Annotated in this window: 21 protein-coding genes; 7 read left to right on the forward strand and 14 right to left on the reverse strand. The window is 73.1% G+C overall.

What is annotated here, in order from left to right; genetic code table 11:
• Window positions 1–139: 139 nt before the first annotated feature.
• Both AB0F04_RS16915 and AB0F04_RS16920 read right to left on the reverse strand, forming a co-directional pair.
• A complete protein-coding gene (locus AB0F04_RS16915; protein ID WP_362042803.1) occupies window positions 140–1,471 on the reverse strand; it encodes a M14 family zinc carboxypeptidase in 1,332 nt (443 codons plus the stop codon).
• Window positions 1,472–1,670: 199 nt separating this feature from the next.
• The gene (locus AB0F04_RS16920; protein ID WP_362042236.1) at window positions 1,671–2,222 is read right to left on the reverse strand and encodes a DUF1707 and FHA domain-containing protein; all 552 of its coding nucleotides are present in this window, start codon (window positions 2,220–2,222) and stop codon (window positions 1,671–1,673) included.
• Between the two features lie 173 nt (window positions 2,223–2,395).
• On the opposite strand from AB0F04_RS16920, the gene treZ reads away from it, so the two are divergent.
• Window positions 2,396–4,141, forward strand: coding sequence for a malto-oligosyltrehalose trehalohydrolase (gene treZ, locus AB0F04_RS16925; RefSeq protein ID WP_362042238.1), 1,746 nt, complete (start codon window positions 2,396–2,398; stop codon window positions 4,139–4,141).
• Between the two features lie 12 nt (window positions 4,142–4,153).
• On the opposite strand, the gene AB0F04_RS16930 is transcribed toward treZ, so the two are convergent.
• The 3 genes from AB0F04_RS16930 to AB0F04_RS16940 are packed head-to-tail and all read right to left on the reverse strand — an operon-like array spanning window position 4,154 to window position 7,064.
• Window positions 4,154–4,858 carry a hypothetical protein gene (locus AB0F04_RS16930; RefSeq protein ID WP_362042239.1) on the reverse strand — a complete coding sequence of 235 codons (705 nt, stop codon included), beginning with the start codon at window positions 4,856–4,858 and terminating at the stop codon, window positions 4,154–4,156.
• Window positions 4,859–4,900: 42 nt separating this feature from the next.
• On the reverse strand, window positions 4,901–5,890 hold the full coding sequence (locus AB0F04_RS16935) for an aminoglycoside phosphotransferase family protein (RefSeq protein ID WP_362042804.1): 990 nt from the start codon (window positions 5,888–5,890) through the stop codon (window positions 4,901–4,903).
• A 46-nt stretch (window positions 5,891–5,936) separates the two neighbouring features.
• A complete protein-coding gene (locus AB0F04_RS16940; protein ID WP_362042241.1) occupies window positions 5,937–7,064 on the reverse strand; it encodes an aminopeptidase P family protein in 1,128 nt (375 codons plus the stop codon).
• A 182-nt stretch (window positions 7,065–7,246) separates the two neighbouring features.
• Here AB0F04_RS16940 and AB0F04_RS16945 point away from each other — a divergent pair, with 182 nt between their 5' ends.
• Window positions 7,247–8,002, forward strand: a complete 756-nt coding sequence (locus tag AB0F04_RS16945; protein ID WP_362042242.1) for a metallophosphoesterase — start codon at window positions 7,247–7,249, stop codon at window positions 8,000–8,002.
• Window positions 8,003–8,063: 61 nt separating this feature from the next.
• Here the strand turns inward: AB0F04_RS16945 and AB0F04_RS16950 are convergent, their stop codons facing one another.
• The 5 genes from AB0F04_RS16950 to AB0F04_RS16970 all read right to left on the reverse strand — a co-directional run bounded on the left by AB0F04_RS16950 (window position 8,064) and on the right by AB0F04_RS16970 (window position 15,206).
• A complete protein-coding gene (locus AB0F04_RS16950) occupies window positions 8,064–8,624 on the reverse strand; it encodes a PDZ domain-containing protein (protein ID WP_362042244.1) in 561 nt (186 codons plus the stop codon).
• Window positions 8,625–8,919: 295 nt separating this feature from the next.
• On the reverse strand, window positions 8,920–11,088 hold the full coding sequence (gene cyc2 / locus AB0F04_RS16955; protein WP_362042246.1) for a germacradienol/geosmin synthase Cyc2: 2,169 nt from the start codon (window positions 11,086–11,088) through the stop codon (window positions 8,920–8,922).
• 133 nt (window positions 11,089–11,221) lie between these two features.
• Window positions 11,222–12,412, reverse strand: a complete 1,191-nt coding sequence (locus AB0F04_RS16960) for a damage-control phosphatase ARMT1 family protein (protein WP_362042248.1) — start codon at window positions 12,410–12,412, stop codon at window positions 11,222–11,224.
• 56 nt (window positions 12,413–12,468) lie between these two features.
• A complete protein-coding gene (locus tag AB0F04_RS16965; protein ID WP_362042250.1) occupies window positions 12,469–13,116 on the reverse strand; it encodes a ScbR family autoregulator-binding transcription factor in 648 nt (215 codons plus the stop codon).
• A 290-nt stretch (window positions 13,117–13,406) separates the two neighbouring features.
• Window positions 13,407–15,206: a S8 family serine peptidase gene (locus tag AB0F04_RS16970; protein ID WP_362042252.1), complete on the reverse strand. Its 1,800-nt coding sequence runs from the start codon at window positions 15,204–15,206 to the stop codon at window positions 13,407–13,409.
• 362 nt (window positions 15,207–15,568) lie between these two features.
• Between AB0F04_RS16970 and AB0F04_RS16975 the strand changes: the two genes are divergently transcribed.
• Entirely contained in the window at window positions 15,569–16,492 is a 924-nt protein-coding gene (locus AB0F04_RS16975) for a lytic polysaccharide monooxygenase (protein WP_362042254.1), read from the forward strand.
• A 19-nt stretch (window positions 16,493–16,511) separates the two neighbouring features.
• Here the strand turns inward: AB0F04_RS16975 and AB0F04_RS16980 are convergent, their stop codons facing one another.
• Complete coding sequence (locus AB0F04_RS16980) at window positions 16,512–17,153, reverse strand: Tat pathway signal sequence domain protein (protein WP_362042256.1); 642 nt, start codon at window positions 17,151–17,153, stop codon at window positions 16,512–16,514.
• Window positions 17,154–17,785: 632 nt separating this feature from the next.
• Between AB0F04_RS16980 and AB0F04_RS16985 the strand changes: the two genes are divergently transcribed.
• The 3 genes from AB0F04_RS16985 to AB0F04_RS16995 all read left to right on the forward strand — a co-directional run bounded on the left by AB0F04_RS16985 (window position 17,786) and on the right by AB0F04_RS16995 (window position 20,282).
• The gene (locus tag AB0F04_RS16985) at window positions 17,786–18,457 is read left to right on the forward strand and encodes a DUF6230 family protein (protein WP_362042258.1); all 672 of its coding nucleotides are present in this window, start codon (window positions 17,786–17,788) and stop codon (window positions 18,455–18,457) included.
• Complete coding sequence (locus AB0F04_RS16990) at window positions 18,457–18,915, forward strand: DUF6114 domain-containing protein (protein ID WP_362042260.1); 459 nt, start codon at window positions 18,457–18,459, stop codon at window positions 18,913–18,915. The genes AB0F04_RS16985 and AB0F04_RS16990 overlap by 1 nt, the downstream gene beginning before the upstream one ends.
• A gap of 122 nt (window positions 18,916–19,037) precedes the next feature.
• Window positions 19,038–20,282, forward strand: coding sequence for a cytochrome P450 (locus AB0F04_RS16995; protein ID WP_362042262.1), 1,245 nt, complete (start codon window positions 19,038–19,040; stop codon window positions 20,280–20,282).
• On the opposite strand, the gene tatA is transcribed toward AB0F04_RS16995, so the two are convergent.
• Entirely contained in the window at window positions 20,239–20,484 is a 246-nt protein-coding gene (gene tatA / locus AB0F04_RS17000; protein WP_362042264.1) for a Sec-independent protein translocase subunit TatA, read from the reverse strand. The two genes, AB0F04_RS16995 and tatA, sit on opposite strands and share 44 nt — an antisense overlap.
• 77 nt (window positions 20,485–20,561) lie before the next feature.
• Here tatA and AB0F04_RS17005 point away from each other — a divergent pair, with 77 nt between their 5' ends.
• A complete protein-coding gene (locus tag AB0F04_RS17005) occupies window positions 20,562–22,121 on the forward strand; it encodes an LCP family protein (RefSeq protein WP_362042266.1) in 1,560 nt (519 codons plus the stop codon).
• On the opposite strand, the gene mgtA is transcribed toward AB0F04_RS17005, so the two are convergent.
• Together mgtA and AB0F04_RS17015 are read right to left on the reverse strand one after the other, a co-directional pair.
• Entirely contained in the window at window positions 22,112–24,604 is a 2,493-nt protein-coding gene (gene mgtA, locus AB0F04_RS17010; RefSeq protein WP_362042268.1) for a magnesium-translocating P-type ATPase, read from the reverse strand. The genes AB0F04_RS17005 and mgtA overlap by 10 nt on opposite strands.
• Window positions 24,594–24,941: a metalloregulator ArsR/SmtB family transcription factor gene (locus tag AB0F04_RS17015; RefSeq protein WP_362042806.1), complete on the reverse strand. Its 348-nt coding sequence runs from the start codon at window positions 24,939–24,941 to the stop codon at window positions 24,594–24,596. The genes mgtA and AB0F04_RS17015 overlap by 11 nt, the downstream gene beginning before the upstream one ends.
• Window positions 24,942–25,082: the final 141 nt, after the last annotated feature.

Genomic DNA, 25,082 nt, shown 5'->3' on the forward strand with positions numbered 1-25,082 from the left:
AACACCCGGCACCCGACACCGCCGCCCGGCGACAAAAACACCCGGCACCCGACACCGCCGCCCGGCGACAAAGACACCCGGCACCCGGCACCGGAGCGCCCGGCGCCCGGCGCCTCGGTCCGGACGCGCGATCTCCCGCTCAGTCCCGTTGCACCGGCACCGGCTCGCCCGGACCGGGGCACGCACGTGCGTGCCGTCCGGCCAGTTCGAACGCGGCGAGCACCACACGGGCCTGGTACTCCGCCTGCCGGGCCACCGGGATCCAGCGCGCCCCGCAGCCGTCGCGGTACTCGGCGCACCACTGGTCGATCAGCAGGTCCAGCTCCGGCAGCGCCCCGGCCGGGTCACGGCCGGCGGCCCGGACGAGCTGGTGCAGCAGTCCCGCGGTGCGCAGCGCGAGCCGGCGCCCGGAGATGCGCAGGGCGACCAGGTGGGCGGTGCTCAGGGGCGGGAGGGGATGGGCCGGGCTGTCGCCGGTGTCGGGGTCCCAGGCGTCGGCGAGGCCGGGGCAGACCAGGAGGTAGTCGTCGACCGGGGCGAGCAGGCGGGCCGCGTCGGGCACGGTGGCCAGGTGCGGCCGGATCCGGGCCAGGAGCTGCCGCAGGAGGCCCGAGTCGTGGCGCAGGGTGCGGCTGACGGCCCGGAGCACGGCGTCCCGGTCCGCGGGCGGGGAGCCGTCCGCCACGGCCGTCACGCCCCACATGGGCGCCTCGACGACCGCGGTGACGGTGCCGTACCGGTACGGGTGGAACCACGTGGACTCGACGGCTGCCTCCGTGATGGCCGCGACCAGGTCGGCCCGGCGCGGCGGCGGGATCCGGTAGACGGCGGGTCCGAGGCCGGGCCAGTACAGGGCGTCGTACGCGCCGAGTTCGCGCGGTATCCCGAGCCGGGCGGCGATGTGGGCCAGGCGCCGGTCGAGCCCCGGCAGGTCGTGGGTGAGCTCGACGAAGCCGCCGCCGACGTCGACGCCGTGCAGGGAGCACTGCAGGAACGGGCGCAGTTCGTCCTGGAGGCCGAGCAGGGCCCGGGTCTCCGGCAGGGCGGCGCCGCCCGCGCCGTCGGGCAGCCACTCGGGCTGTTCCAGGAAGCCGGGCCGGAAGAAGTTCCGGGCGTAGTGGCCGAGCGTGTAAGGGCCGGGCAGCCAGCCTTCGTTGCGGCGCGACCCGTCCGGGTCGAGGCACAGCAGCAGGTTCCAGGTGGCGTCGGCGCCCTCGGTGAGCCGAGGGTCGGCCAGGGCCCGCTCGGCCAGGCGCAGCACGGTGGCGCCGCCCACCGGTTCGTTGGCGTGGGGGCCGGCGACGATCAGCGTCTGACGGCTGCCGTGCCCCACGGAGAGCAGCCACATGGGGGTGCCCGCGCGGGAGGTGCCGACCCGGCGCAGCCGGGCGTCACGGGGGTTGCGGGCGACGAGGGCCGCGGCCCGGGCACCCAGTTCGTCGACGGTCGGATAGCGCGGCTGGGGCGGCAGGGCACACCTCCCCGGTACGGTGCCGTCGGTTCACCAGGTGTAGATGGCGTACGCACAGTGAGTCACGACTTCGGGGACACGTCAACACCGTGAACCGCAACGGCTTTTCGGCCAAGGCACCGAGGCCGACGGCCGGTAAGGCCCAGGCCGGAGCTGGGGCGTGGTTTCGTTTCCGGTCAGCCGGCCGTCGGCCGGAAGGTCATCCGGCCGACAGCCGGAACGTCATCCGGCCGAAGCCCACCTGGTCGCCCTCGCGGACGACGGCCGCGCCGACCACGCGCCTGCCGTTCACCGTCGTGCCGTTGGTGGACCCGAGGTCGCGCAGGACCCACAGGCCGCCCTGGTGACGGAGTTCGGCGTGGACGCGGGAGACCGTCTCGTGGTTGAGGCGCAGTCCGCTGGCGGGGTCGCGCCCTATGCGCAGCGGATGACCGTGCGAGGGATGGGGCAGCTGCAGCTTGGGCAGCCGCTCGGCCTGCCAGGCCCTGCGCAGCCGCAGGGAGAAGCCCGAGACGGCCTCGACGGTGCCGAACACCAGGCGCGAGAGGCGGCTCTCGGTGCGCAGGTCGGCGGTGAGGGCGGCGAGTTCGTCCGGGCGGCGGGCGGCGAGCGCCAGTTCCATGCGGTGGACGAACGTGTCGTGGGACAGGCGGCCCATGGCGACGCCGTCACGGAGCACCTTCAGCACCCGGTCGCGCTCCGCGTCGGAGAGCCGCGCGGGGGACGTGTTGAACTCGAAGGACGACGTCACGCTGGTGATTGTCGGGCAGTGCGGCCGGGCTGTCCAGAAAACGGGAAATCGGCCGCCGGACGCACGTACCCGGTGAGACCCGCCGCAAATGGGTGGATGCACCAGCGGATTGATCTCTTTTGACGCACCATGGACGGGCTACCTCACGGTGAACAGACGAAGGGGAACCGTCCGTGCAGTTCGAGGTGTGGGCACCACAGGCCGGTCGTGTGACGCTCCGGTGCGACGACGTCACACGTGTGCTGGAACGCGATCCGGAACGGCCGGGGTGGTGGCGGGGCGAGGCCGAGGCGCGCGACGGGTCCCGCTACGGCTTCGCGCTGGACGACGGGCCCGTGCTGCCCGATCCGCGCTCGCGGCGGCAGCCGGACGGCCCGGACGGGCTGAGCGCGGTCGTCGATCACGAGCGCTACCCCTGGCGCGCGCAGTGGCGGGGGCGTCCCCTGCCCGGCGCGGTGCTGTACGAGCTGCACGTGGGGACCTACACCCCCGAGGGCACCCTGGACGCGGCCGCCGAAAAGCTCGGACATCTCGCCGAACTGGGCGTCACGCACGTGGAGCTGATGCCGCTCACCCCGTTCCCCGGCACGCACGGCTGGGGCTACGAGGGGGTCTCGCTGTGGGCGGTGCACGAGCCGTACGGCGGGCCCGAGGCACTGAAACGCTTCGTCGACCGGGCCCACGAACTCGGCCTGGGTGTGGTGCTCGACGTGGTGCACAACCACTTCGGGCCGTCCGGCAACTACCTGCCCGTCTTCGGCCCGTACCTCACGGACACCCACCACACCCCCTGGGGCGCCGCGGTCAACCTGGACGCGCCCGGCTCGGACGAGGTGCGCGCGTTCCTGATCGGCAGCGCGCTGGCGTGGCTGCGCGACTACCGGATCGACGGCCTGCGGCTGGACGCGGTGCACGCGCTGGTGGACACGCGCGCCTGCCACTTCCTGGAGGAGCTGTCGGCGGCCGTGGACGCCCTGGCCGCCGAGACGGACCGGCCCTTGTTCCTGGTCGCCGAGTCCGACCTGAACGACCCGCGGCTCATCACCTCCCGCGCCGAGGGCGGCCTCGGCCTGCACGCGCAGTGGAACGACGACTTCCACCACGCCCTGCACACCGTCCTGACCGGTGAGTCGCAGGGGTATTACGCCGACTTCGCGCGCGCCTCGCTCGGCGGGCTCGCCAAGACCCTCACCGGCGGCTGGTTCCACGACGGGTCGTACTCGAGTTTCCGCGGGCGGCACCACGGGCGCCCGCTGGACCGCACGCGGGTGGCCGGGCACCGGCTGCTGGGCTACGGCCAGACCCACGACCAGATCGGCAACCGCGCCCAGGGAGACCGGCTTTCGGCCCTGCTCTCCCCCGGACTGCTGGCGTGCGCGGCCACGCTGATCCTGACGGCGCCCTTCACCCCGATGCTCTTCATGGGCGAGGAGTGGGCGGCCGGCACGCCCTGGCAGTTCTTCACCGACCACACCGACCCGGAGCTCGCGGACGCCGTACGCCGGGGCAGGCGGCGGGAGTTCGCCGCGCACGGCTGGAAGGAGGAGGACGTGCCCGACCCGCAGGACCCGGCGACCCGGGACCGTTCCTGCCTCGACTGGTCCGAGCCGGACCGCGAGCCCCACGCGCGCATGCTGGCCTGGTACCGGCAGCTCCTCGCCCTGCGCCACGAGCAGCCGGACCTGACCGACCCGGACCTCGCCGACACCAAGGTGGCCTGTGACGAGGAGCGCCGCTGGATCGCCTTCCGGCGCGGGGACGTCCTCGTGGCGGTGAACCTGGCCTCCGAGGAGGCGGCCCTGCCGCTCGGCGTGCCGCACGCGCGGGTGCTGGCCGCGTGGGAGCCGGTGGACCGGCCCGGGGCGGACGGGATGGTGCGGCTGCCCGGGGAGTCGGCCGTGGTGCTGCTGCAGGAGTGAACGCCCGGCGGATCAGGGGAGTTTGGCGTCCTGCGCCTCGAGGACGGGTGTGAGGAGCCCCGGCCTCGCGATGTGGGCGCCGCCCACCGCGGTGCAGACGGTGATCACGTCCCCGTGGCGTACGACGGTGGTGCGGATGGGGCGGGACGTGCCGCCCTCCTCCGTGATCATGCCGCGGTACGCGAGGGCCTCGTCGCCGACGTCGGGGGTCTCCTCCGGCTCGAACGGGTAGTACATCTCGCCGTGGCCGTTCGCCTTGACGGTGAAGCCGAGGGAACAGCCCTGCACGGCGTCCTCGAGGAGGGTGTCCATCGCCGTCGTCGCCATGCCCTGGTCGTAGGTGGCGAGGGTGACGTAGATCCGGGTGCCGGGCGCCTCCTCGGTCGAGACGACGCGGCTCAGGTGGGCCTGCGGCGTGCCGAGGGGCAACTGGTGCGTCATGGCGGCCAGCGGTATGCAGGACCCGTCGCCGGTGATCTCCCGGGCGGACCTGGCGAAGACGGACTTCTGCCTGGTCGGGTCGAAGTCCCGCACCGAGTAGCCGGTGCCGAGGTCGGCCGTCGTGACCATGAGCGCGGTGAGGCGTTCCGCCGGGGTCGTCTGCCGCACCGGGGACGGCGGGGCGCCGGACGTGGCGTTCGCGACGTGCCCAGAGCAGCCGGTCAGGCACGTGAGGGCGGCGGCCAGCAGGGACGTCGCCGTGACGGTGCGCTTCATGAGCGGAGGGTAGCCGTACGGGATGTCGTACCCGCCGCCCCGCTACAAGGCGTCGTCCGCGTCCCCCAGGTCCGTCACCCGTTCCAGCAGGATGGGCTCCCAGGCGCGGCGCAGCCGGGTCCGCACTACGGTGGCGTCCTGGCCGGCGAGGTCGTCGGCGAGCTGGACCAGGGCGTCGCAGCGGGCGAGCCACAGGCCGCGCAGACAGGGGCGGGCGCCGTAGCCGGCGAGGGTGGCGGCGCGTACGGCGGCGGGTGCGCCGACGGCGAGGGCGAGACCGGCGATGTCCTCGGCCGGGTCGCCGACGGCCGTGCCCGCCCAGCCGAGCACGCCGCGCACCCTGCCGTCGGCGCTGACCACGAGGTGGCCGCCCGTGAGGGCGTGGTGGGTGAGGACCGCCGAGCCGGGCTGGGCGGCGAGCTGGGACGCGGCGGGCGGGGTGAGCTGGTTCAGGCGCGCGGGGTCGAACTCGTCGGCAGCGGCCAGGCGTTGGGCGGCGTGCAGGGCGGCCCGGCGCAGCGCCTCCAGGGAGCGCGGTGCGGCGCGCGGCACGCCGAGCGTCTCGGCCTGCCGGACCGGCACCTCGCGCAGGCCCGTGAGGAGGCCGGCGAGGTCGGCCTCGCCGACGGCCGACACGTCGTGATCCTCTCCCGAGCCGCCGGGCACCTTGGTGTCCAGCGTGAAGCTCAGGCCGGGCGCCCACTCGCCGTGCGCGACACTGACCGGCACCGTCACCGGGACGTGCGGGCGGACGAGGTCGCGCAGGCGCAGTTCGCGGCGCTGGCGCGCGGTGGCCTCCCGGTCGGGGGCCAGGCGCAGGACGTGGCGGGTGCCGACCCACCAGGTGACGGGTTCGGCACCGGGGGTGGCGGGCCGGACGTCGGGACCGCGGCCGCTGCCGCCCTGCCGGTCCTCCCTGCCGGCCCGGCCGCCTTGGGTGTCCTGGGCGTTCCTGCCTTCCCTGGCGTCGTCGAGGAGGGACTGGACCAGCCGGCGGACGGTGTCCGCGGTGGGTGTCGGTGCCTGGGTCATGGTCGCGCCGTTGCCGTTCGGGAGGCGTGCTGGGGACATCGGGGCCTCACTCCACTATGACCAGCTCGCGGGGGGTGGTGTTGAGGCGCCGCCCACCCTCCTCGGTGACGGTCACGATGTCCTCGATGCGGACCCCGAACCGGCCGGGCAGGTAGATGCCCGGTTCCACGGAGAAGCACATGCCGGGCACGAGGGGCCGCTCCTCGCCCTCGATCATGTAGGGCGGCTCGTGGGTGGTGACGCCGATCCCGTGTCCGGTGCGGTGGATGAAGTACTCGCCGTAGCCGGCGTCGGCGATGACCCGGCGGGCGGCCCGGTCGACGTCCTGGCAGGCCGCGCCCGGCCGCACCGCGCGGAAGCCGGCCTCCTGGGCCTCGCGCACCAGGTCGTGCACACGGCGCTCCTCGTCGGTGGGCTCGCCGACGTGAACCGTGCGGGAGGTGTCGGAGCCGTAGCCGTCGCACAGGCCGCCGAAGTCGAGGACGACCATGTCGCCCCGGGCGATGACGCGCTCGCCCGCCTCGTGGTGCGGGTCGGCGCCGTTCGGGCCGGAGGCGACGATGGTGAAGTCGACCTGCTGGTGTCCGTGCCGGCGCAGCAGCCGGTCGAGGTCGGCGGCGACCTCGGCTTCCCGGCGTCCGGCGAAGGGGACGTTCCGGATCTCCTCGAACGTCGCGTCGGCGGCGGCTCCCGCGGCCGCCATGAGGTCCAGCTCCGCCGCGTCCTTGACGGCACGCAGCATCGGCAGGGCCTCGGTGAGCGAGGCGTACGAGCTGCCGGGCAGGGCCTGCTGGAGGGCCAGCAGGTGCAGGGCCCAGGCGTTGTCGCTGATGCCGTACCGGCCCGGGGCATCGAGGAGGGCGGCGGTGGCGGCGTAGGGGTCCTTGCCGTCGGTCCAGTCGCGCAGGGTCAGCGCGGCGGCGCCGGCCGCCCGGTGCGCGTCCGGGGCCTCCAGGGCGGGGACGACCAGGACGGGGTCCTGCCCCGCGGCGAGGACCAGCAGGGTGAGCCGCTCCGTGACCGCAGGGGGCGTGTAGCCGGTGAGCCACACCAGGTCCGGTCCCGGGGCGACCAGCAGGCCCGCGAGACCGGCGTCGGCGGCCGTCCGCGCGGCGCGCTCCATGCGGGCCCGGTAGTCGTCGGCGGTGAAGGACGCTGTGGTGCTTCCGGTCATCCGGACCTCCCAGGCGGACGAAGGGGCTACGGGCAGCATCCTGCCCGGCGGACGGGGGCGGCGCGAGCCGTCTGCGGGCATTCACCCGGCGATCTTTCTAACGGCAGTGGATTGCCCAAGCGTTAGCTCTAATGCTTAGATTCAGCTCTGCCATTAGTGTTTGATCGAGGGGGCGTACGACGGTGCTGGTACTCGCGCACATCAGCGATCTGCATCTGGACGGGAGCACGCGGGCCACGGAACGCGCCGAGCGGGTGCGCGACCGCCTCTGGGAGCTGCCGGGCCCCGTGGACGCGCTGCTGGTGACCGGGGACATCGCCGAGCACGGCACGGAGCCCGAGTACGAGGAGGCCGCACGCATCCTGGGGCTGCGCACCGGTGACGCCCCGTTCCCGGTGCTGACCTGCCCCGGCAACCACGACAGCCGTACGCCCTACCGCAAGGCGCTGCTGGACCGGCCCGGGGGCGAGGGGCCGGTCAACGGCGTGCGGGTCTTCGACGACGGCGCGGTGCTGATGTGCGACTCCAGCGTCCCGGGCCGCGACGACGGAGAGCTGGACGACGAGACGTACGACTGGATCGAGACGACCCTCGACGAACTCGACGACGGGCTGCCGGCCCTGCTCGTCCTCCACCACCCGCCGGTGGCGCTGCACCACCCGCTGCCCGACTCCCACCCGCTGCGAAACCCCGGCCGGCTGGCCGGTCTGCAGGCCCGCCGGCCCGAGATCGCCGGGCTGATCACCGGCCACGCCCACACCCCCGCCGCCACCACGTTCGCGGGGCGGCCGCTGGTCGTCGGGCCCGGCGTGACGTGGACGCTGCGGCTGCCGTGGGAGGGCGAGCAGATCGCGGACCGGGAGGCGCCGCCCGGATTCGCCCTCCACGTCCTGGACGACTCGGGGCGGCTCACGAGCCACTTCCGCGTCGCGCCGTGAGGGTCGCCCGGGCGCGTGCGCGCCCGGGGGTCACGCGGGCGGCGAGCCTCGTCGACCTGCCTCACGCGGCGAGGGCCGGTACGAGTGTCAGCTGCTCGTAGCCGCCGCTGCGGTGCCGGACCGTCAGCCTGACCTCGGAGCCCGGGCGGGTGCGCGCGACGGCCCGGACCAGATCGGCGGCCGTGTCGATCCGGGTCGCGCCGTAGGCGAGGAGGACGTCGCCGCGCACCAGACCGGCGGCCTGGGCCGGGCCGGGGACGTGCAGTCCCACGACCACCGCCCCGGGCTTGCGGGCGTCCATGACCTGCACCCCGAGGGAGGCGGTGGTGGGCGCCGAGGGAGCGGGGGCCGGCGGGGAAACGGGAGGTGACGGAGTGTGCCGTCCGCGGAGGTCGAGGCGTCCGACGTCACCGAGCACCGTGGGCCCCATGACCCCGAGGCCGATTCCGGACAGCACCAGGACCGCGCCGGCGAATCCGGCGAGCAGAACGTTGAGAAGCCGCCTGCCGCGGCGCCGGGCGGCGTGCGGGCGCGGGCGTGACGGGCCGGGTCCCGTCACGGGGGCGGCCCCCTCGGGGTCCCGCCCCGGCATCGGCTTGGGTCGCAGCGCGGTCTGTTCCATGGCTCGCCTCCGGATGGTGCCGATCGCCACCGGCGGGTCCCGGAGCGATCTCGGCAGGTGCTCTACCCGGCGCATCGGCGGCCGACGAGCCACGAACGAGTGAGACTGACCGGGAACGGGGCGGTCGGGGGGTGCCGGAGGCGGACACGGCTCGTACCGCACGCGGGTTGCCGGTGCGGTACGAGCCGTGGAACAGGTGGGGCGCCCCCGGCCGGTGTGATCCTCCGGCCGGGCGATCGCAGCCCTCGGCGATGGGGTACGGCCGCTGTGGCCTTCCGGCCGGGACGCCGACGCCTCAGCGAAGAGCGGGCACGGGTACGGCGGGCGGCCGGTACGGGAGGAAGCCGTGGGCGCGCCGGGACAGCCACGCTTCCTTGTAGCGGTCCACCTCGCGATGCCAGTGGAGGATGCCGGACAGCCAGTTCCGCAGATCCGCCACATAGGCCCCCATCGCCGCGCGCGCTTCCGCCGTGAGCTGGAAGTCCTCGTACAGAATGGGCAGTTCGTGCGCGACGACGTGCTCGAACTGGCGCATGCGCTGGTCCATCAGGTCGTGCACGATGCCGAGCCCGGTCGGGTAGTCGCAGCCGAAGAAGGACTGCACGACGAGGATCGCGTTGTGGATCTCGCCCTCGAACTCGATCTCCTTCTGATACGAGAAGACGTCGTTGAGGAGGCACGCGAAGTCCATCGCGGCGTTCTCCAGGGAGCGGACCGGGCCGCTGCGGTAGACCTCGGGCGGGACGGCCGGGCCGTGTCCCCTCCGGCACAGGCTCAGGGTGAGGTCGGAGCCGAAGGTCGCCCTGCGCATCTCCAGGTAGTCCACCGGGTCGGGCACGCGGTTCTGGAGCTGGTTGGACAGCTCCCACAGCCAGCTCTCCGTCATGGCGTCGACCGCGTCCTTGAACGTGCGCCGCGCCTCGCGCGTCATCCCGGCGGTGGTCCGCGTCCACAGGTCCGCCAGTCCGCGTTCCATGGCGTTGACCGGCGGCGGGGGCTCCTCTCCGTCGAGCGGCATGCAGTCGGACAGGCGGGCCGTGGTCAGCCGGGCGGCGGCGAGGTCGCGGCGATGGCCGTACACCAGCGGGTAGTAGTCGTCGCCGTAGGTGCCCCAGGCGAGCCACTGGGCGCTCAGGTCGAGGGCCTCGGACGTGGCGTCCGGGTCGAGGCCGGCCGAGCAGAGCGCGAGGTCGTAGGCGCGGAGCTTGTCCTCGTCCCAGACGCCCTCGGCGAGGATGCCCATGCGCTCGGCCCAGGCGCGCAGGCTCCGGCGGGCGCCGTCGAGGTGCGGGCTCAGCTCCAGCGGGAACGGCATGCGGATGTCGGGGATCCGCGACGGCCCGACCTTCTGGTACGGCACGTGCGTGAAGGAGCGCAGCCGCTCCACGCCTGCCGTCGCGAGCAGCGTGCGGACATCGGCCGCCGAGGTGCCGAAGCCGGTGCACCCGGGCGAAGGGCTGCTGCCGCCGCGCACCGCGTTCTCGTTCATGTAGCGGCTGGAGCGCAGATGCCACTCGTGGCCGCCCGACTGCCAGTCCTGCAAGCCCTTCGTGTACGCCGCCACGGCCGCGAGTTCGTCCGGACGCAGTCCCTTCTCCAGGGCCACGGCGGGCACTTCGGTGAACGCCGTGTGCTCGAACTGGTGGAGGCGGGAGGTGAGGATGTCGTTGACCGTGTCGGCGGCCTGCTGGGTGGTGCAGCCGAAGAAGGTCTCCAGGACGAGCACGCCGTTGCTGTTCTCGCCCTCGTCCTCGACCTCGCGCTGGTAGGAGAACAGGTCGTTGCGCAGGTGCACGGCGTCCGAGAACGTCTCCATCAGCACCCGCAGCGGCCGGGTCCCGGCGACGGAGGCGGGCACTTCGGCGGTCGCGTACTCCACGAGCCCCGCCGACCAGGGGGCGCCGCCGACCTTGCGGCGCATCTCGATGTACTCGACGGGGTTGGCGATCCGCCCCTCGTTGATGTTGGACAGCTCCCACATCGACTCGTTGAGGAGGTGCTCGGTGGCCACGGCGAAGCGCCGGCGCCACCCCTCGGACATCCTCGGCACCGTACGAGCCCACAGGTCGGCGAGGCCCGCCTCGACCGGGTTCTCCGGTTCCGGCACGGGAGCGAACAGGTCCAGCGGCATGAACAGGGGCAGCCGGTCCAGGTGGGCCTTGCCGGCGGCGCGGTCCGGGCTGCGCTTGTACCTCTCCAGGAAGTGGTCGTCGAAGAAGAAGACCCACACGTACCAGTCGGTGATGAGGGAGAGGTCGGGGCCGTCGCAGTCGGGATGGGTGTACGCGCAGAGCAGACCGTAGTCGTGGGCGTCGAGGTCGGCCTGTTCCCAGACGCCGGACCCCTCCAGCATGCCCATCTCACGGGCCCACTCGGTCGAATGGGCCCGGGCCTCGTCGACGTGCGGGTTCAGCCGCGCGGGATGCGGCAGGTAGAAGTGCGGGAGTTCGAACGGCTGCGTCATGGCCGGGGCCCTACCCGGCGTCCCGCGGTGACATCCGCCGGACCGGACATGATCACACTATCGCGTGAACCGGGGCCAACACGGGAGGCCCGAAAGGGACTTGCGGCGCTCCTCCCCGGCCCCGGATTTCCCCTCACGCCTCACCGGGGTCCCGTACCTGGATGAGCGCGTGTGTGCCGCTGGTGCGCCAGCGCTGGTCCTCCGCCGCGACCAGGGCCGCCTCGGTGTGCGCGTCGAGGCCGGTGATCACGTCGGACTTCAGGGTGCGCAGGGCGGCGACCGGGCCGGGGAAATAAGCCGTGACGTCCGCGAAGGGAGTCGTCGGCGCCCACAGCCGGTCTCCCACCAGACGGCGGTAGTTGAGGTCTCCCTTGACGATCGTGAGCGCGGCCGAGGCGAATTCGGCGCGCAGGTCGCCGGGCATCTCCTCGTACGGCAGCGGCGCACTGGAGAAGGGGTGGGCGCGCAGCGTGAGGCGGCCGTCGGCCAGGGCGGACCACAGCCGCCGCCCGTACGCGGCGGCCGCTCCCCCGGCGCCGGTCAGGCGGCGCAGTGCGTCGACGACGTCGGCGGTGGTGGCGTCGGAGACGTAGTAGGGACAGGGCTTGACGTGCAGGACCGCCTGCCCGATGCGGCCGGTCCGAAGGAGGTGGGCGACGAGGAGGAGATCGGGGACGAGTTCACGGCCCGCGTTGTCGGCGACCAGGCACAAAGTGCCCCCGTCGGCGCGGTCCAGCAGCGACCGGAGCCGGTCGCTGTCGTCGGCGACCAGGCCGGGCACGGCGTCCGCCGCCCGCGCGCCTTCGGCGGAGAGGCGGAAGCCGAGGTCGGCGCGATTGCCCCACAGGGAACCGTGCAGCAGGGCCTGCTCCTGTTCGGCGGCGGGGCGGTCGGCGAGGTCGTCCAGCGCGGCGAGTTCGTCGTCGGTGTCGGCGGAGTCGAGTTCGGCGAGCTTGAACGGGCGGAAGGGGTCGATGCCCTGCCAGGGGCCCGGGCCGAACCAGCCGACGGCCTGGAGCAGCCGGCGGTAGAACCAGCTCTCGGACCACAGCCACGGCACGTCGAACCAGGAGCGGCCGGTGTACTCGCGCAGCCCCCAGGCCTCCCACCGGCCCCGGTCGCGCGCGTCGGCGGGGAGCGGTTCGATCGCGCCCTCGGTGCAGTTGGCGAGCAGTTCGTCGAGGGCGCGGTGCTGCGCGGGTTCGTACGGGAAGGCCTCGCGGACCTGCCGGATGATCGCGGGGTGCCGCTCGGCCAGCACACTGTGGGGGAAGGAGCCCGGCTGGTTGCCGAGGAGCAGGGGCGCGGAGGAGGTGTCGGGCATGGGCCTCACCGTAACGCGCGGGCCCAGCGCGACGGGTGAACAGCCCGGCGCCCGGGTCACACCGGCGCGAGCTCCCGCTCCAGGCGCGCCGCCAGGCTCAGATAGCGGGCTCGGCGGGTGACCGGGACCAGCCCACGGATGAGTATGTTCCACATCTCGGCCGTCCTGCGGGGCTGCCGCGCGACCGGCTCCCGGGAGCGCCCCACGACGCGGGTGCCGACGAAGAAGCAGACCAGCGAGTGGGCCACGACGTCGATGTCGATGTCGGGGTGGACGTCCGACTCCTTGACCGCGCCGACGAGCCGGGCCGTGACGATGTCCAGCCACTCGGTGAACGGGTGGCTCAGGGGCGGCCGGGGCCGGATCCCGCCCGTGGCCAGCCGCAGCCCGGCCCGCAGCACCGGGTCGTCGACGGACATGCGGGTGATGCCGAAGGTGAGGCGCATCAGCGCCTCCAGGGAGGTGTGGCCGCGGTTGTCGGTCTCCGTCGCCAGTCGGCGGGCGGTGTGCGACTGCAGTTCGAGGATCGCGTGGGCGAGATCCTCCTTCGCCGCGAAGTGGAAGTACAGGGCCCCCTTGGTGACGTGAGCGTGCTCCACGATGTCGCTGAGACTGGTCGATTCGTAGCCGCGACGGTCGAACAGGTCAGCGGCGGCCGTGATGATCGTCGAGCGGGTCTGCTCGGCTCGCAACTGCCTCGCCATCGACTGAACTCTCCCGGGACGGAAATGAACGGGACATGCCGTTTGTTTTTACCCCCCGTACACGATAACTCACCCTGAGACGGCGCTCATCACGCCGTACGGCCGGAGTGCGGGTGCACATCCGGCAAAACAAGCGCGACTCGTGAATGGAAACAGCGGTTTCGGTATCTAACTGTGGGGGATCTCGGGCCATACGTAAAGGCGGGCCGGCCGGTGCCCCATCCGCACCGGCCGGCCCGCCCGCTCTGTGGCCCGCCTCGTTCAGAGTCCTGGGAGAAGGATCACAAGGATCAGAAGGTCAGCTTCCAGCCGTTGAGCGTGCCCGTGTCCTGCGCCGCGGTGTCCTGGACGCGCAGCTTCCAGGTGCCGTTGGCCACCTCGCTGGACGCGTTCACCGTGTAGGTGGTGTTCACGTTGTCGGCGGAGTCCGACGCGGCGGACTTCAGGCGGTACGCCGAACCGTCCGGCGCCACCAGGTCGATGACGAGGTCACCGCGGTAGGTGTGGGTGATGTCCACGCCGACCTGGAGGGCGGAGGGGGCGTTGCCGCTGCGGCCGGTGACGGTGATCGGCGACTCGACGGCCGCACCGTTGTCCGGGATGGCGACGGCGGTGGTGCTGGAGAAGGTCGTGCCGGTGGACGTACCGCCCTTCACGGCCTGGACCGTCTTGGCGGCGTCCGCCAGGCCCGCGCCGCAGCCGCCGGAGCAGGTGCCCGGCAGGGGGCGGGAGTTGGTCTTGATGGCCGACTCGATCTGCGCCGGGGTGAGGGCGGAGTTGGCCGACTTCACGAGGGCGGCGAGGCCCGCGACGTGCGGGGTGGCCATGCTGGTGCCCTGGTAGTAGGCGTAGTTCTCGCTCGACGGCGTCTTCGTGCCGGAGTTCAGCGTGGAGAGGATGCCGTTGGCGGTGGAGGTGCGGGTCTCCCCGCCGGGGGCGGCGATGTCGACGAGCGAGCCGTAGTTGGAGTACGAGGCCCGGCTGCCGGCGCGGTTGGTCGCGGCGACCGCGATGACGTTGTTGCAGTTCGCCGGGGAGGCGTTGGAGACGTTCTGGTTCTCGTTTCCGGCCGCGACGACGACCGTGGTGCCGCGGTTCACGGCGCCGTTGATGGCGCTCTGGGTCGCGCTGGAGCAGGCGCCGCCCCCGCCGAGGCTCATGTTGATGACCTTGGCGACGTTGGTGTTGGCGGGCACGCCGGAGACGGTGCCGCCGGACGCCCAGGTGATGGCGTCGATGATGTCGGAGTCGTAGCCGCCGCACTTGCCGAGCACGCGGACCGGGGAGATCTTCGCGCCGTAGGCGACGCCGGCGACGCCCTTGCCGTTGTTGGTGGCGGCGGCGATGGTGCCGGCCACGTGGGTACCGTGCCAGGAAGAGGTGGAGGCGGCGATGCCCTGGCCGCACTCGTTGTCGTTGTACCAGTCGCCCGGGTCGGCCGGGTTGCTGTCACGGCCGTTGCCGTCGACGGACACGGCGGTGTCGGAGATGAAGTCGTAGCCGCCGACGATGTTCGCGGCCAGGTCGGAGTGGGCCACGTAGCCGGTGTCGATGACGGCGACCGTGACGCCGCTGCCGGTGGTGGTGTCCCAGGCGCCGGGGACGTTCATGCCGGCGGTGGACTCGAACAGGTCCCACTGCTTGCCGTACTCGGTGTCGTTCGGGGTGACGGCCGTCGGCTTGTTCAGGCGGTCCGGGACGACGTAGGCGACCTGCGGGTCGGCCTGGTACTGGGCGACGACGTCGGCGACGTCGGCACGGGTGGGGTCGCTGCCCAGCTCGACGAGGGCGGCGCCGGTGCCGAGGCGGCGCTGGAAGTCGATCTCCTCGCCGGTCTTCTCGGCCTTGGCGGCGGCGTCCGCGGCGGCGGCCTTGTCGGACTTGGCCTCGCCGGCACCGGACTTGTAGCCGACGATGAGGCGCTCTGCCTGGATGCCGGGGGCCGCTTCGGTCTGGGCGGCCGGGACCGCGGCCGGGCGGGGGGCGGACTCCTGGGCGACGGCGACCGAGGCGGGGGCTGCGGTCAGCAGGGCGGCGGAGACGGCGGCGACGGATATCAGCTTCCGTCTGAGCTCTGGGGAGGTACGCACGGTCGTTGCCTTTCGTGGCCGGACTCCGGGCTGGGCGGAGCGGCGGTGGACTCGCTTCGTCCTCGAAGCGCAGGGGGGTGGTTCGAAAAGCGAAGAGCGACGCGATGGCCGGCCATGCGTGGAGTGGAAGCGGACCCGTTCGGGGTTACCTGTGGGTCAGCTGTGGTCGAACGATAGGCAAAGAGAAGGTCAGCGGGATACGGGGGAAACCCTCGATCAGACGGGAACACCACCCTCTATGGCGGGCAGTTGGGCGTCCAATGGACCCCTTTCGAGCAGGTCGTGGCGTGATGAACGCGTCGGGCCGATTTCCCGTACTGCACTACCGAACGTCGCCGCCCGGGCCGAGGAGAAGCAGACCGATGCCTCGCATGACCGCACATCGCACCGCACTCACGGCCGCCCTGGTGACCCCCCTGCTGCTGCCGCTGTGGGCGGCGGGGCCGGCCCGGGCGCACGGTGCTCCGACGGACCCGGTGAGCCGGGTGGTGGCCTGTTCGCCCGAGGGTGGTGACCGCACGGGCACGGCGGCCTGCCGTGCGGCCGTCGCGGCGAACGGAGCGCCTTTCACGGCGTGGGACAACCTGCGGGTGGCGAACGTCAACGGCCGGGACCGGCAGATCGTCCCGGACGGGAAGCTGTGCAGCGGTGGCCTGCCCGCCTACCGGGGCCTCGATCTCGCCCGTGCCGACTGGCCGTCGACCCGGGTGACGCCCGGCGCGAGACTGCGGATGCGGTACGTCTCGACGATCCCGCACACCGGTACGTTCCGTATGTATCTGACGAAGCCCGGCTACGACCCGGCCGGGCCGCTGTCCTGGTCCGACCTGCCCGACAAGCCGTTCGCCCGGGTGACGGACCCGGCGCTGACGGACGGCGCGTACCGCTTCGAGGCGACTTGGCCGTCGGACCGCACCGGGCGGCACGTGCTGTACACGGTCTGGCAGAACAGCAGCACGCCGGACACCTACTACTCGTGCTCCGATGTGGTGTTCCCGGAGACGAAGAAGGAGCCGCAGAAGCGGGAGAAGGAGCAGAAGCAAAAGGAGCCGCAGGAGGCGGAAGCCGGGCAGCGCAGCGAGCCGGAGAACGAGAGGACCGGCGAGAAGCCGGCGGCCGGCACCGCCGCTCACCCCTCCGGGCCCGCGCCTCGAGACGACCACACGCCGCTGGCCACCTCCGGCCCTGCCGCCGGCCCGTCCGCGCCCATGCTGGCGGGCGGCGCCGCGGCGGTGCTGTTGCTCACCGGCGGCGCCGCCCTGGCCGTACGGCTACGGCGGCGCTGAATCAGCGCCCGGGGGCTGTCTAGTTGACGGTCACGGCGACGCCGCCCTTGGTCACCGGGGCGTACTTGGCGGTGAAGAAGGCGTTGGCGAAGCACAGCGACGAGCCGGACACCTTGGTGAACTGCTGGTTGGTGAAGGCGATGCTGTTGTCGGCGTTGCTCGCCGTGCCGGTCAGGCCGGGGGCCTGGTAGACGCAGGTGACGCTGCCGAGCAGGGTGCGCAGCTTGACCGTGGACTGGACGGTGGAGCCCGCGGCCGGGGTGACGGAGACGGTGCCGCCGGAGGACACGCTGGTGGTGTAGGGCAGGTTGTCGACGGTGATGCCGCTGACCCCGAGCACCCCGACGACGTTGGTGGTGCAGCCGCTGGTGTCGAAGCTGTGCGAGGTCAGGGACTCGGTGGCGGTGCCGGGGGCGGCCGGGTTGTCGGTGACGGTGGCGGAGAACGCCGACTTGGTGCAGGAGATGCCGCTGGTTCCGGTCGCGCTGGAGTAGAACGTGGCGGCGGTGCCGCTCGCCAGGGACGCGTCGAGGGCGTCACCGACCGCGACGGCCGCGCCGTCGGCGGTGGTCAGGACGGGGGTGTCGGCCGCGGAGGCCGGGGCGGCGAGGCCCAGGGTGGCGACGGCGGCGGTGAGGGCGAGGAGGGTGCGCGTACGCATGCGGGTGTACCTCTTTCCATAGCGGGGGGTGAGGGGGTGGCGCCGGGCCGTCTGCCGTTGCCGGCTCGTCACGCCTTCTCCGTACGTGACGGGCCGGCAACGGCAGACCGGACACCGGCCGGAGGCTCACACGGGAGGGGACCTCCGGCCGGGCCGGGCGGGGGGTGGCTGGTGGCACGTCGCCGGGGAAACGGCCATGCCGTGGCGTGGGCTCGGGCGAAGGAAAGCCCGTGCGGACGAGACCGGGCGACGAGATGCCCGTACGGGGACGGGCGGGTCCGGGACACGGGGACGTGCCGAGTGACGGATCCGGCGCCACGGATCCGGTGGGACGAGGAGAGTTGTAGACCTGCGCCTCCGTCAACGTCAAGGTCTTGCAGGGGAGTTGTAAGGGGGCTGAGCCTTGCGGGGCACGGGCTGCTCACCCCCGGCACACCGTCGACACTCTTTGTTCACACTTCCCTTGACCCCTCATGTAACCCCCGGTAACTTCCTGAACGGCTACTGCGGCGTAACGAGAAAGCCCTTGCAACCGCCGGGAGTTGCGGGAGACGTGCGTACGCGGTCGATGTCCGCGCCAGGGCAACGTGCCACCGAAGTCCGATCCGCACCGACATGCACCTGGAGCACACATGACCTCCTCCGCCGAGCACACCCCCGAAAGACCGGACGGCGCAGCCGCCCCGGAGATCGACGCCGGTCCCGCGCGACGCGGGCGGGTCCGCGCGCGCCGCGCCGCCGTGATGGCGGTGCCGGCCGCCCTGGCCGCCGCCGGCCTCGCGGTCCTCACGGCCGAGGGGGCGCTGGGCGTGCAGTTCGCCATCTCCGGCATGCCGTTCACCGTCACCGCGACCGAGCTGAACGGCACCGGCTTCGCGCAGTTCGGCGGTCTGGACGAGATGGCCGAAGGCAGCCCCAACGCCGGCGACACCGGCGGCCAGGTCCTGGTCGTCACGTCCGTGATCAAGAACGCGACCCTCTCCAAGCTGTGCCAGAGCGTCGACCTCGGCGGCACGAACCTGGTCATCCGGGCGGGTGAGGGCGCGCAGAAGGTCACCGCCAGCGATCTGACGACCGACTCGACCGAGCTGACCGGTGACGCCGCGTTCAACAACATCGAGATCGGCAACGACGCCAGCACGCTCAACAAGGCCGGCCCCAAGGGCCGCGGGCCGAAGGGTGTGTTCAGCCAGCAGTCCGACACGGTGCACATCGCCAACCTGCGGCAGACCAACTACGCCACGACGGCGGGTGTGTTCAAGCTGCCCGGTCTGAAGCTCGGCTTCAGCGGATCGGGTTGCTGATGTCGCGCGGTCCGCGCGAGGGAGTCCGGCCCGCCTTCCGGCAGTGGCGGGCCGGCCGCCCGTTCTGGGGCGGGCTGCTGCTCGCCCTGGGCGGGGTGGAGGTACTGCTCACGCTGAAGGCGTCGCTGGACGTCATCCTGCACGTCGGCATGCAGGGTCTGGCCGGTTACCTGCTCCCGGCCGTGATGCTGCTGTGCGGCGTGCTGATCCTCCTCAATCCCGCCCAGCGCCTGTTCTATTCGGTCGTCGGGGTCCTGGTCACCCTGGGCACCTGGCTGACCTCCAACCTCGGCGGCTTCTTCGTCGGCCTGCTCCTGGGCCTGGTGGGCAGCTGCCTCGCCTTCGGCTGGCTCCCGGACCAGGAACCCCGCGTCGGCCGCAGGCAGCGCCGCAGGGAGGCCAGGGCCGCGCAGGCCGTGCCACAGCCGCTGGAGTCGAGGACCGGCCAGACCGCCTGAATCAGGTCAGCGATCCCCCATCCCCTGGCGCCGCCCTGCCGCGGCCACTTGGCTGGACGTGTCACGCGTACGCCCACCTGCGTGCGCGCCGCCCGATCAGCCGTCAGCCCAGGGAGGGCCCGATGGAGTTCAGCCGCCCGATCGTGATCGACCCGACCGGCCGCGACATCCACGGCGAGGCCGCCCGGATCCGTGAGCGCGGACCCGTCGCGCCCGTGGAACTCCCCCACGGTGTCCCGGCCTGGGCGGTCGGCAGCGCGCCGCTGCTCAAGCGGCTGCTCACCGACCCGCGGGTGTCGAAGGACGCCCGCCGGCACTGGCAGCGCTGGAATGACGGTGAGGTCGCGACGGACTGGCCGCTGTACACGTGGGTCGCGGTGCGGAACATGTTCACGGCCTACGGCACCGAGCACAAACGGCTGCGCACCCTCGTCTCCAAGGCGTTCACCGCCCGCCGCACCGCGGCGCTGCGGCCCCGGATCGAGGAGATCACCGCGGCGCTCCTCGACCGTGTCGCGAAGGCGGGGTCCGACGGGCTCACGGTCGATCTGCGGGAGGAGTTCTGCTATCCGCTGCCCATCCAGGTCATCGGCGAACTCCTCGGACTGCCCGAGGAGTTGGGCACCGAGCTGCGGGTCGTGGTGGACGGCGTCTTCCACACCTCGGCCGACGCGACGGAAGTCGCCGACATCTACGCCCGGTTCTACGCCGTCCTCGGTGAACTGGTCGCCGCCAAGCGGGCCGCACCCGCCGACGACCTGACCTCCGCGCTGATCTCGGCCCACGAGGAGGAGAGCGGCACCCGGCTCAGCGAGCAGGAACTGCTCGACACGCTGATGCTGATGATCAGCGCCGGTCACGAGACGACGGTCAACCTGCTCGACAACGCCGTCCACGCGCTGCTCACCCACCCCGCCCAGCTCGCGCACGTCCGCGAGGGGCGGGCCTCCTGGGACGACGTGATCGAGGAGACCCTGCGGGCCGAGGCGCCGGTGGCCAGCCTGCCGCTGCGCTACGCCGTCGAGGACCTCCCCCTGCGCGAACTGGGCGGCCCGGACGACGCGGTGATCCACAAGGGAGAGGCGATCCTCGCCGTCTACACCGCCGCCGGACGCGATCCGGAGCACCACGGCCCGGACGCCGCCGTCTTCGACGTCACCCGGGCCTCGAAGGATCACCTGGCCTTCGGGTACGGGGTCCACCACTGCCTGGGCGCCCCGCTGGGCCGGCTGGAGGCGCGCGTGGCCCTGCCGGCGCTGTTCGGGCGGTTCCCCCGCCTCGCCCTCGCCGCGCCGGGGGACGGGCTGGAGCCGGTGGATTCCTTCATTTCGCACGGGCATCGGTCGCTGCCGGTTCTGACCGGCTGACGGGCGGTGCGGCGGGCGCCGCGTCCGGGGACTCCGGCGCCGCGGCGCCCTCCTCCTTCAGAGCCTTGGCCTCGCTCTTGAGGATCCGCATCGAGCGGCCCAGCGACCGTGCCGTGTCCGGCAGTTTCTTCGATCCGAACAGGACGATCACCACGATCGCCACGATCAGCAGGTGCCAGGGCTCCAGTCCGTTGCGCAGCACGTCCTGCCCTCCCTCTCGTCGACAGTTGCTACATTGCGCAACTGTACAACCCACGGGCGAGAGGCAAACGGACGCCGATGACGGTCACCAGCAATCGGACGACGGACCCGCCGCGGCACCGGAGCGGGGGCACCGGTCGCGGCAACCGGGGTGCGCCCCGGGACCGCAGGCGCCGGCGCGGCCGCCGCCGCGGCGGCATACGCACCGCCCTCCTGATCACCCTGGCGCTGCTCGTCCTGGCCGCGGGCGGTGCCGGCTGGCTCTATCTGAAGCTGGACGGCGACATCAGCACGTTCGACTCCGGCGGACTCTCCGACAACCGCCCCGACGCCGGTTCGTCGAAGGGCGAGAACGTCCTGGTCATCGGCTCCGACACCCGCACCGGCGGCAACAACGCGCTGGGCGGCGGCGAGAAGGACGACGTGGGCCGCTCCGACACCGCCTTCCTGCTGCACGTCTACGCCGACCACCGGCACGCGATCGCCGTCTCCATCCCGCGTGACACACTGGTCACGATCCCGCCCTGCAAACTGCCCGACGGCACCTGGACCACGGCCCGGCCGGACACCATGTTCAACGCCGCCTACTCGGTCGGCCAGACCCCCGAAGGCAACCCGGCCTGCACCCAGAACACGGTCGAACAGCTCACCGGGCTGCGCGTCGACCACACCGTCGTCGTCGACTTCAAGGGCTTCGCGGAGCTGACGGAGGTGGTGGGCGGCGTGCGCGTGTGCCTGCCGCAGAACGTCTACGAGAACGACCTCAACCCGCATCTCACCGCCCCGGGCAAGCTGCTCTTCCCCAAGGGCGAGCAGACCGTGTCGGGGCAGAGGGCGCTGGACTACGTCCGGATCCGGCACGGCATCGGCGACGGCTCCGACATCGGCCGGATCAAACGCCAGCAGGCGTTCGTGGCGAGTCTGCTGAAGGAGGTCAAGAGCAAGGGCCTCACCCCCACGAAGCTGTTGCCGCTCGCCGAGGCCGCCACGAAGTCACTCACCGTGGACCCCGGCCTGGGCTCCGCCGACAAGCTGATCTCCTTCGCGATGTCCCTGAAGGACATCGACCTGCACAACACCAAGTTCGTCACCCTGCCCTGGCGTTACGAGGGATCACGGGTGGCGATCGTCCAGCCGGACGCGGACGCCCTGTGGGCCGCGCTCCGGTCCGACCGCACGATCGACGGCAAGAACGCCGGCGGGAAGAAGGGCGGAACATCCGGCTCCGGAGCTTCTTCCGCCTCCCCCGCGCCGGTCTCCGGTGAGGGCGTCGACGTCGCCGTCTACAACGGCACCGCCGTCCCCGGCCTGGCCGCCCGCGCCGCCGCCACCCTGACCGGGGACGGCTTCACCGTGACGGGCACCGCGACGGCGGCCGAGCAGGACCGCACGACCACGCTGGTCGAGTACGGACCGGGCCAGGAGGAGAACGCCCGGACCGTGGCACGGGCCTTCCCCGGGGCGGAGCTCCGGTCCACGACCGGCAGCGGGATCAGCGTCGTCCTCGGGCAGTCGTACGCGGACGACCCGGCGGCGGGCGCCTCCGCCTCCCCGGCACCGACCGCCGTGCCGTCCGAGGTCGCCGACGGGGCCAGGTCCGCGGACGACAACCCCTGCTCGAACCTCACCTACGGCTGACGCCGCCGGTGCCGGGTGCGGGCCGCCGCCAGGGCCAGGGCGTACAGGCCGAGGACGACGGCCGGCAACAGGTAGTACGCGGCGGGCAGCGCCGTCATGCCGAGGGCCGCCCCGAGAGGGCTCGGCGGCAGGAGCAGGCCGACGGCGGTGAGGCCGGCCGCCGCCAGGCCGACCGGGCCCGGCGGGCGGATCGCCGCGTCGCGCCGGCCGGTGCGCAGGAGCAGCATCACCGCGGCCTGGGTGAGCAGGTTCTCGGTGAACCACGCGGAATGGAACACGGCCTCGTCGTCCACGGCGTCGGGGCCGTTCAGCACCAGCGCGAGGACGGCGAAGGTGGCGAGGTCGGCGAGCGCGTTGAGCATGCCGAAACCGAGGGCGAACCGGAGGAAGGCGCGCGGCCTCAGCACCGCCGGGCCGCGCAGGGCCGCAGCGCCCGGACGGTCGTGGGCGAAGGCGAGCTGGGCCGCGTCGAAGCACAGGTTCTGGGCGAGCACCTGGGCGGGAAGCATCGGCAGGAAAGGCAGGAGCAGACCGGCGCCGAGCATGGCGACGACGTTGCCCAGGTTCGAGGAGAGCGTGACGCGCAGGTACGAGGCGATGTTGCCGCTGGCGTGCCGGCCTGCCGTGATCGCGTGGCCGATCGACGTGAGGTCCTTGTCGGCGAGCACGACGTCGGCGCTCTCCCGTGCCACGCCGACGGCCGAGCGGGGCGCGATGCCGACGTCGGCGGCGCGCAGCGCGGCCACGTCGTTCACACCGTCGCCGAGGAAGCCCACAGTGTGCCCGGCGGTGCGCAGCGCGGTGACGAGGCGGGCCTTGTCCTGCGGGGTGCAGCGGGCGACGACCGTCGCGCCACCGGGGCCGTCGGTCACCTGTGCGGCGGTCCGTACCTCGCCCGGGTCCAGGCCCAGGTCGTGGCAGGCCCGGGCCGCCGTGGCCGGGTGGTCGCCGGTGAGCACCTTCACGGTGACGCCGCGGTCGGCCAGGGCGCGCAGCGCCTCGGCGGCGGTGGGGGCGAGGGCGTCCCGGAAGGTCACCAGGCCCCGGAAGACCAGCCCCCGGGCGTCGGCCGTGCGGGGCCCTGCGGGGCGCTCGGCCGTGGCGACGGCCAGGACCCGCAGCCCGGCGTCCGCCTCCCGGGCGGCGAGGGCGAGCAGCCGCTCGCGCTCGCCGGGCGCCGCGGCGCAGCGTTCCAGGACGGCTTCCGCGGCGCCCGTGAGGACGACGGTGTGCTGTCCGAGACCGCCTCGCACCACGGCCGTCGAGGTGCGCCGGACGGGATCGAACGGCACGGCCTCCACCCCGTCGTACTCCTCGCCCACCGGCCCGGCCGCTTCCAGCAGGGCCTCGTCGAGGGCGTCGGGGGAGGGCAGTTCGGCGAGCTGGAGGGTCCACCAGGCGCCGACGGCGGCCCAGCGCAGCACCTCGGGGTCCTCCCGGCCGGCCGGGTCGAGGGCCCGCTCGACGACGGGACGGTCCTGCGTGAGGGTGCCGGTCTTGTCGACGCACAGCACGTCGACCGCGCCCAGGTCGTGCAGGGCGGGCAGCCGTTTGACGATGACGGCGTGCGCGCGGGCGAGCAGGGCCGCGCCCCGGGCCAGACAGGTCGTGACGATCACCGGCAGCATCTCGGGTGTCAGCCCGACGGCGACCGCGACGGCGAACGGCAGTGTCTCCAGGCCGCGGTCGCGCAGGGTGGCGTTGGCCATCAGCACCAGCGGCGGTGTCAGCAGCATAAACCGGATCAGCACCCAGGAGATGCCGTGCACGGACCGGTCGAAGGCACCGCCCTGCCGGGGCGCGTCCGGCACCCGGTGAGCGGCGGCGAACCGCGTCGCGGCCCCGGTCGCGGTCACGACGGCGGTGGCGCTGCCGGAGGCGATCGTGCTGCCCTGGAAGCACAGTCCGAACTCGCCGGGGACTCCGTCGTCGGCCGCCCGCTTCGCCACCGGCGCCGACTCCCCGGTCAGCGCCCCCTGTTGCACCATGAGCCCGCGGGCCCTCAGCAGCCGTACGTCCGCCGGGACCAGATCGCCGGGACCGAGCCGGAGCACGTCGCCGGGGACCAGTTCGGCGACCGGCACCTCCCGGGGCTCCGGCTGCCCGGCGGGGTCGGCGCGGCGCAGCACCGTGGCGGTGCCCGCGACCAGTTCGCGCAGGGCGGCCAGGGACCGGTCGGCCCGGTGCTCACCGCCGGCCCGCAGCACACAGCTGACCGCGACCAGGGCGAGGATCACCACGGCGGTGCCCCAGGAGGCGACGGCGGCGGACACCAGGCCCAGACAGAGGAGTACGGCGGTGAAGGGGTCGCGCAGGGCGCGTGCGCACCGGCGGGGCCAGGAGGGGGTGCGGCGGTCCGGCAGCGTGTTCTCGCCGGACGCGGCGAGCCGGGAGGCGGCTTCCGTGTCGGTCAGCCCGCGGGGCCCCGACTCCAGCCGCCGCAGCACCTCCAGTGTGGTGCCCTCGGCGGGCTCAGAGGCCATGGAGGCGGCGGGGCGCCGGAGCGGCGCGGTCGGTGAGCCGGTCCACCAGGAGCCGCACGACCTCGACGACGTCGGGGTCGTCGACGTAGTACACCTGGCGGCGGCCCTCACGGCGTGAGCGGACAAGTCCGGCCAGCTTCAGCTTGGTGAGGTGCTGGCTGACCGCGGGCAGCGCGCCGCCGACCCGCTCGGCAAGCCCGGTCACATCGCTCTCGCCCTGCGCCAGCGCCCAGACGATGTGCAGCCGGGCGGGCGAGGCGAGCAGAGCGAAGGACGCGGCCGCCCGGGCGAGCACGTCCTCGGAGGGGTCCTCGAAACCACCGCCGGCTGCCGCCACCGTCACCGCCCCTTCCGTCGCCTGCCTCGCCGAGTGCGCCGCCTCAGTCTAGGCGGGGCAGGAGGGCCACCGCTGCGAGCGTTTGGCGGGGCCGTCAGGCCGTCACGAGGGGTCGGCCGAACCGCATAGACGGTACGGAAA

Origin of the sequence: Streptomyces sp. NPDC029041, from assembly GCF_040637515.1 — a bacterium.
Taxonomy (GTDB): Bacteria; Actinomycetota; Actinomycetes; order Streptomycetales; family Streptomycetaceae; genus Streptomyces.

Bases quoted from the DNA above. Each gene is read 5' to 3' on its own strand.
- AB0F04_RS16930 (WP_362042239.1), bottom strand. From the start codon at position 4,858: ATGAAGCGCACCGTCACGGCGACGTCCCTGCTGGCCGCCGCCCTCACG.
- AB0F04_RS16935 (WP_362042804.1), bottom strand. From the start codon at position 5,890: ATGACCCAGGCACCGACACCCACCGCGGACACCGTCCGCCGGCTGGTC.
- AB0F04_RS16940 (WP_362042241.1), bottom strand. From the start codon at position 7,064: ATGACCGGAAGCACCACAGCGTCCTTCACCGCCGACGACTACCGGGCC.
- AB0F04_RS16950 (WP_362042244.1), bottom strand. From the start codon at position 8,624: ATGGAACAGACCGCGCTGCGACCCAAGCCGATGCCGGGGCGGGACCCC.
- cyc2 (WP_362042246.1), bottom strand. From the start codon at position 11,088: ATGACGCAGCCGTTCGAACTCCCGCACTTCTACCTGCCGCATCCCGCG.
- AB0F04_RS16960 (WP_362042248.1), bottom strand. From the start codon at position 12,412: ATGCCCGACACCTCCTCCGCGCCCCTGCTCCTCGGCAACCAGCCGGGC.
- AB0F04_RS16965 (WP_362042250.1), bottom strand. From the start codon at position 13,116: ATGGCGAGGCAGTTGCGAGCCGAGCAGACCCGCTCGACGATCATCACG.
- AB0F04_RS16975 (WP_362042254.1), top strand. From the start codon at position 15,569: ATGCCTCGCATGACCGCACATCGCACCGCACTCACGGCCGCCCTGGTG.
- AB0F04_RS16980 (WP_362042256.1), bottom strand. From the start codon at position 17,153: ATGCGTACGCGCACCCTCCTCGCCCTCACCGCCGCCGTCGCCACCCTG.
- AB0F04_RS16985 (WP_362042258.1), top strand. From the start codon at position 17,786: ATGACCTCCTCCGCCGAGCACACCCCCGAAAGACCGGACGGCGCAGCC.
- AB0F04_RS16990 (WP_362042260.1), top strand. From the start codon at position 18,457: ATGTCGCGCGGTCCGCGCGAGGGAGTCCGGCCCGCCTTCCGGCAGTGG.
- AB0F04_RS16995 (WP_362042262.1), top strand. From the start codon at position 19,038: ATGGAGTTCAGCCGCCCGATCGTGATCGACCCGACCGGCCGCGACATC.
- AB0F04_RS17005 (WP_362042266.1), top strand. From the start codon at position 20,562: ATGACGGTCACCAGCAATCGGACGACGGACCCGCCGCGGCACCGGAGC.
- mgtA (WP_362042268.1), bottom strand. From the start codon at position 24,604: ATGGCCTCTGAGCCCGCCGAGGGCACCACACTGGAGGTGCTGCGGCGG.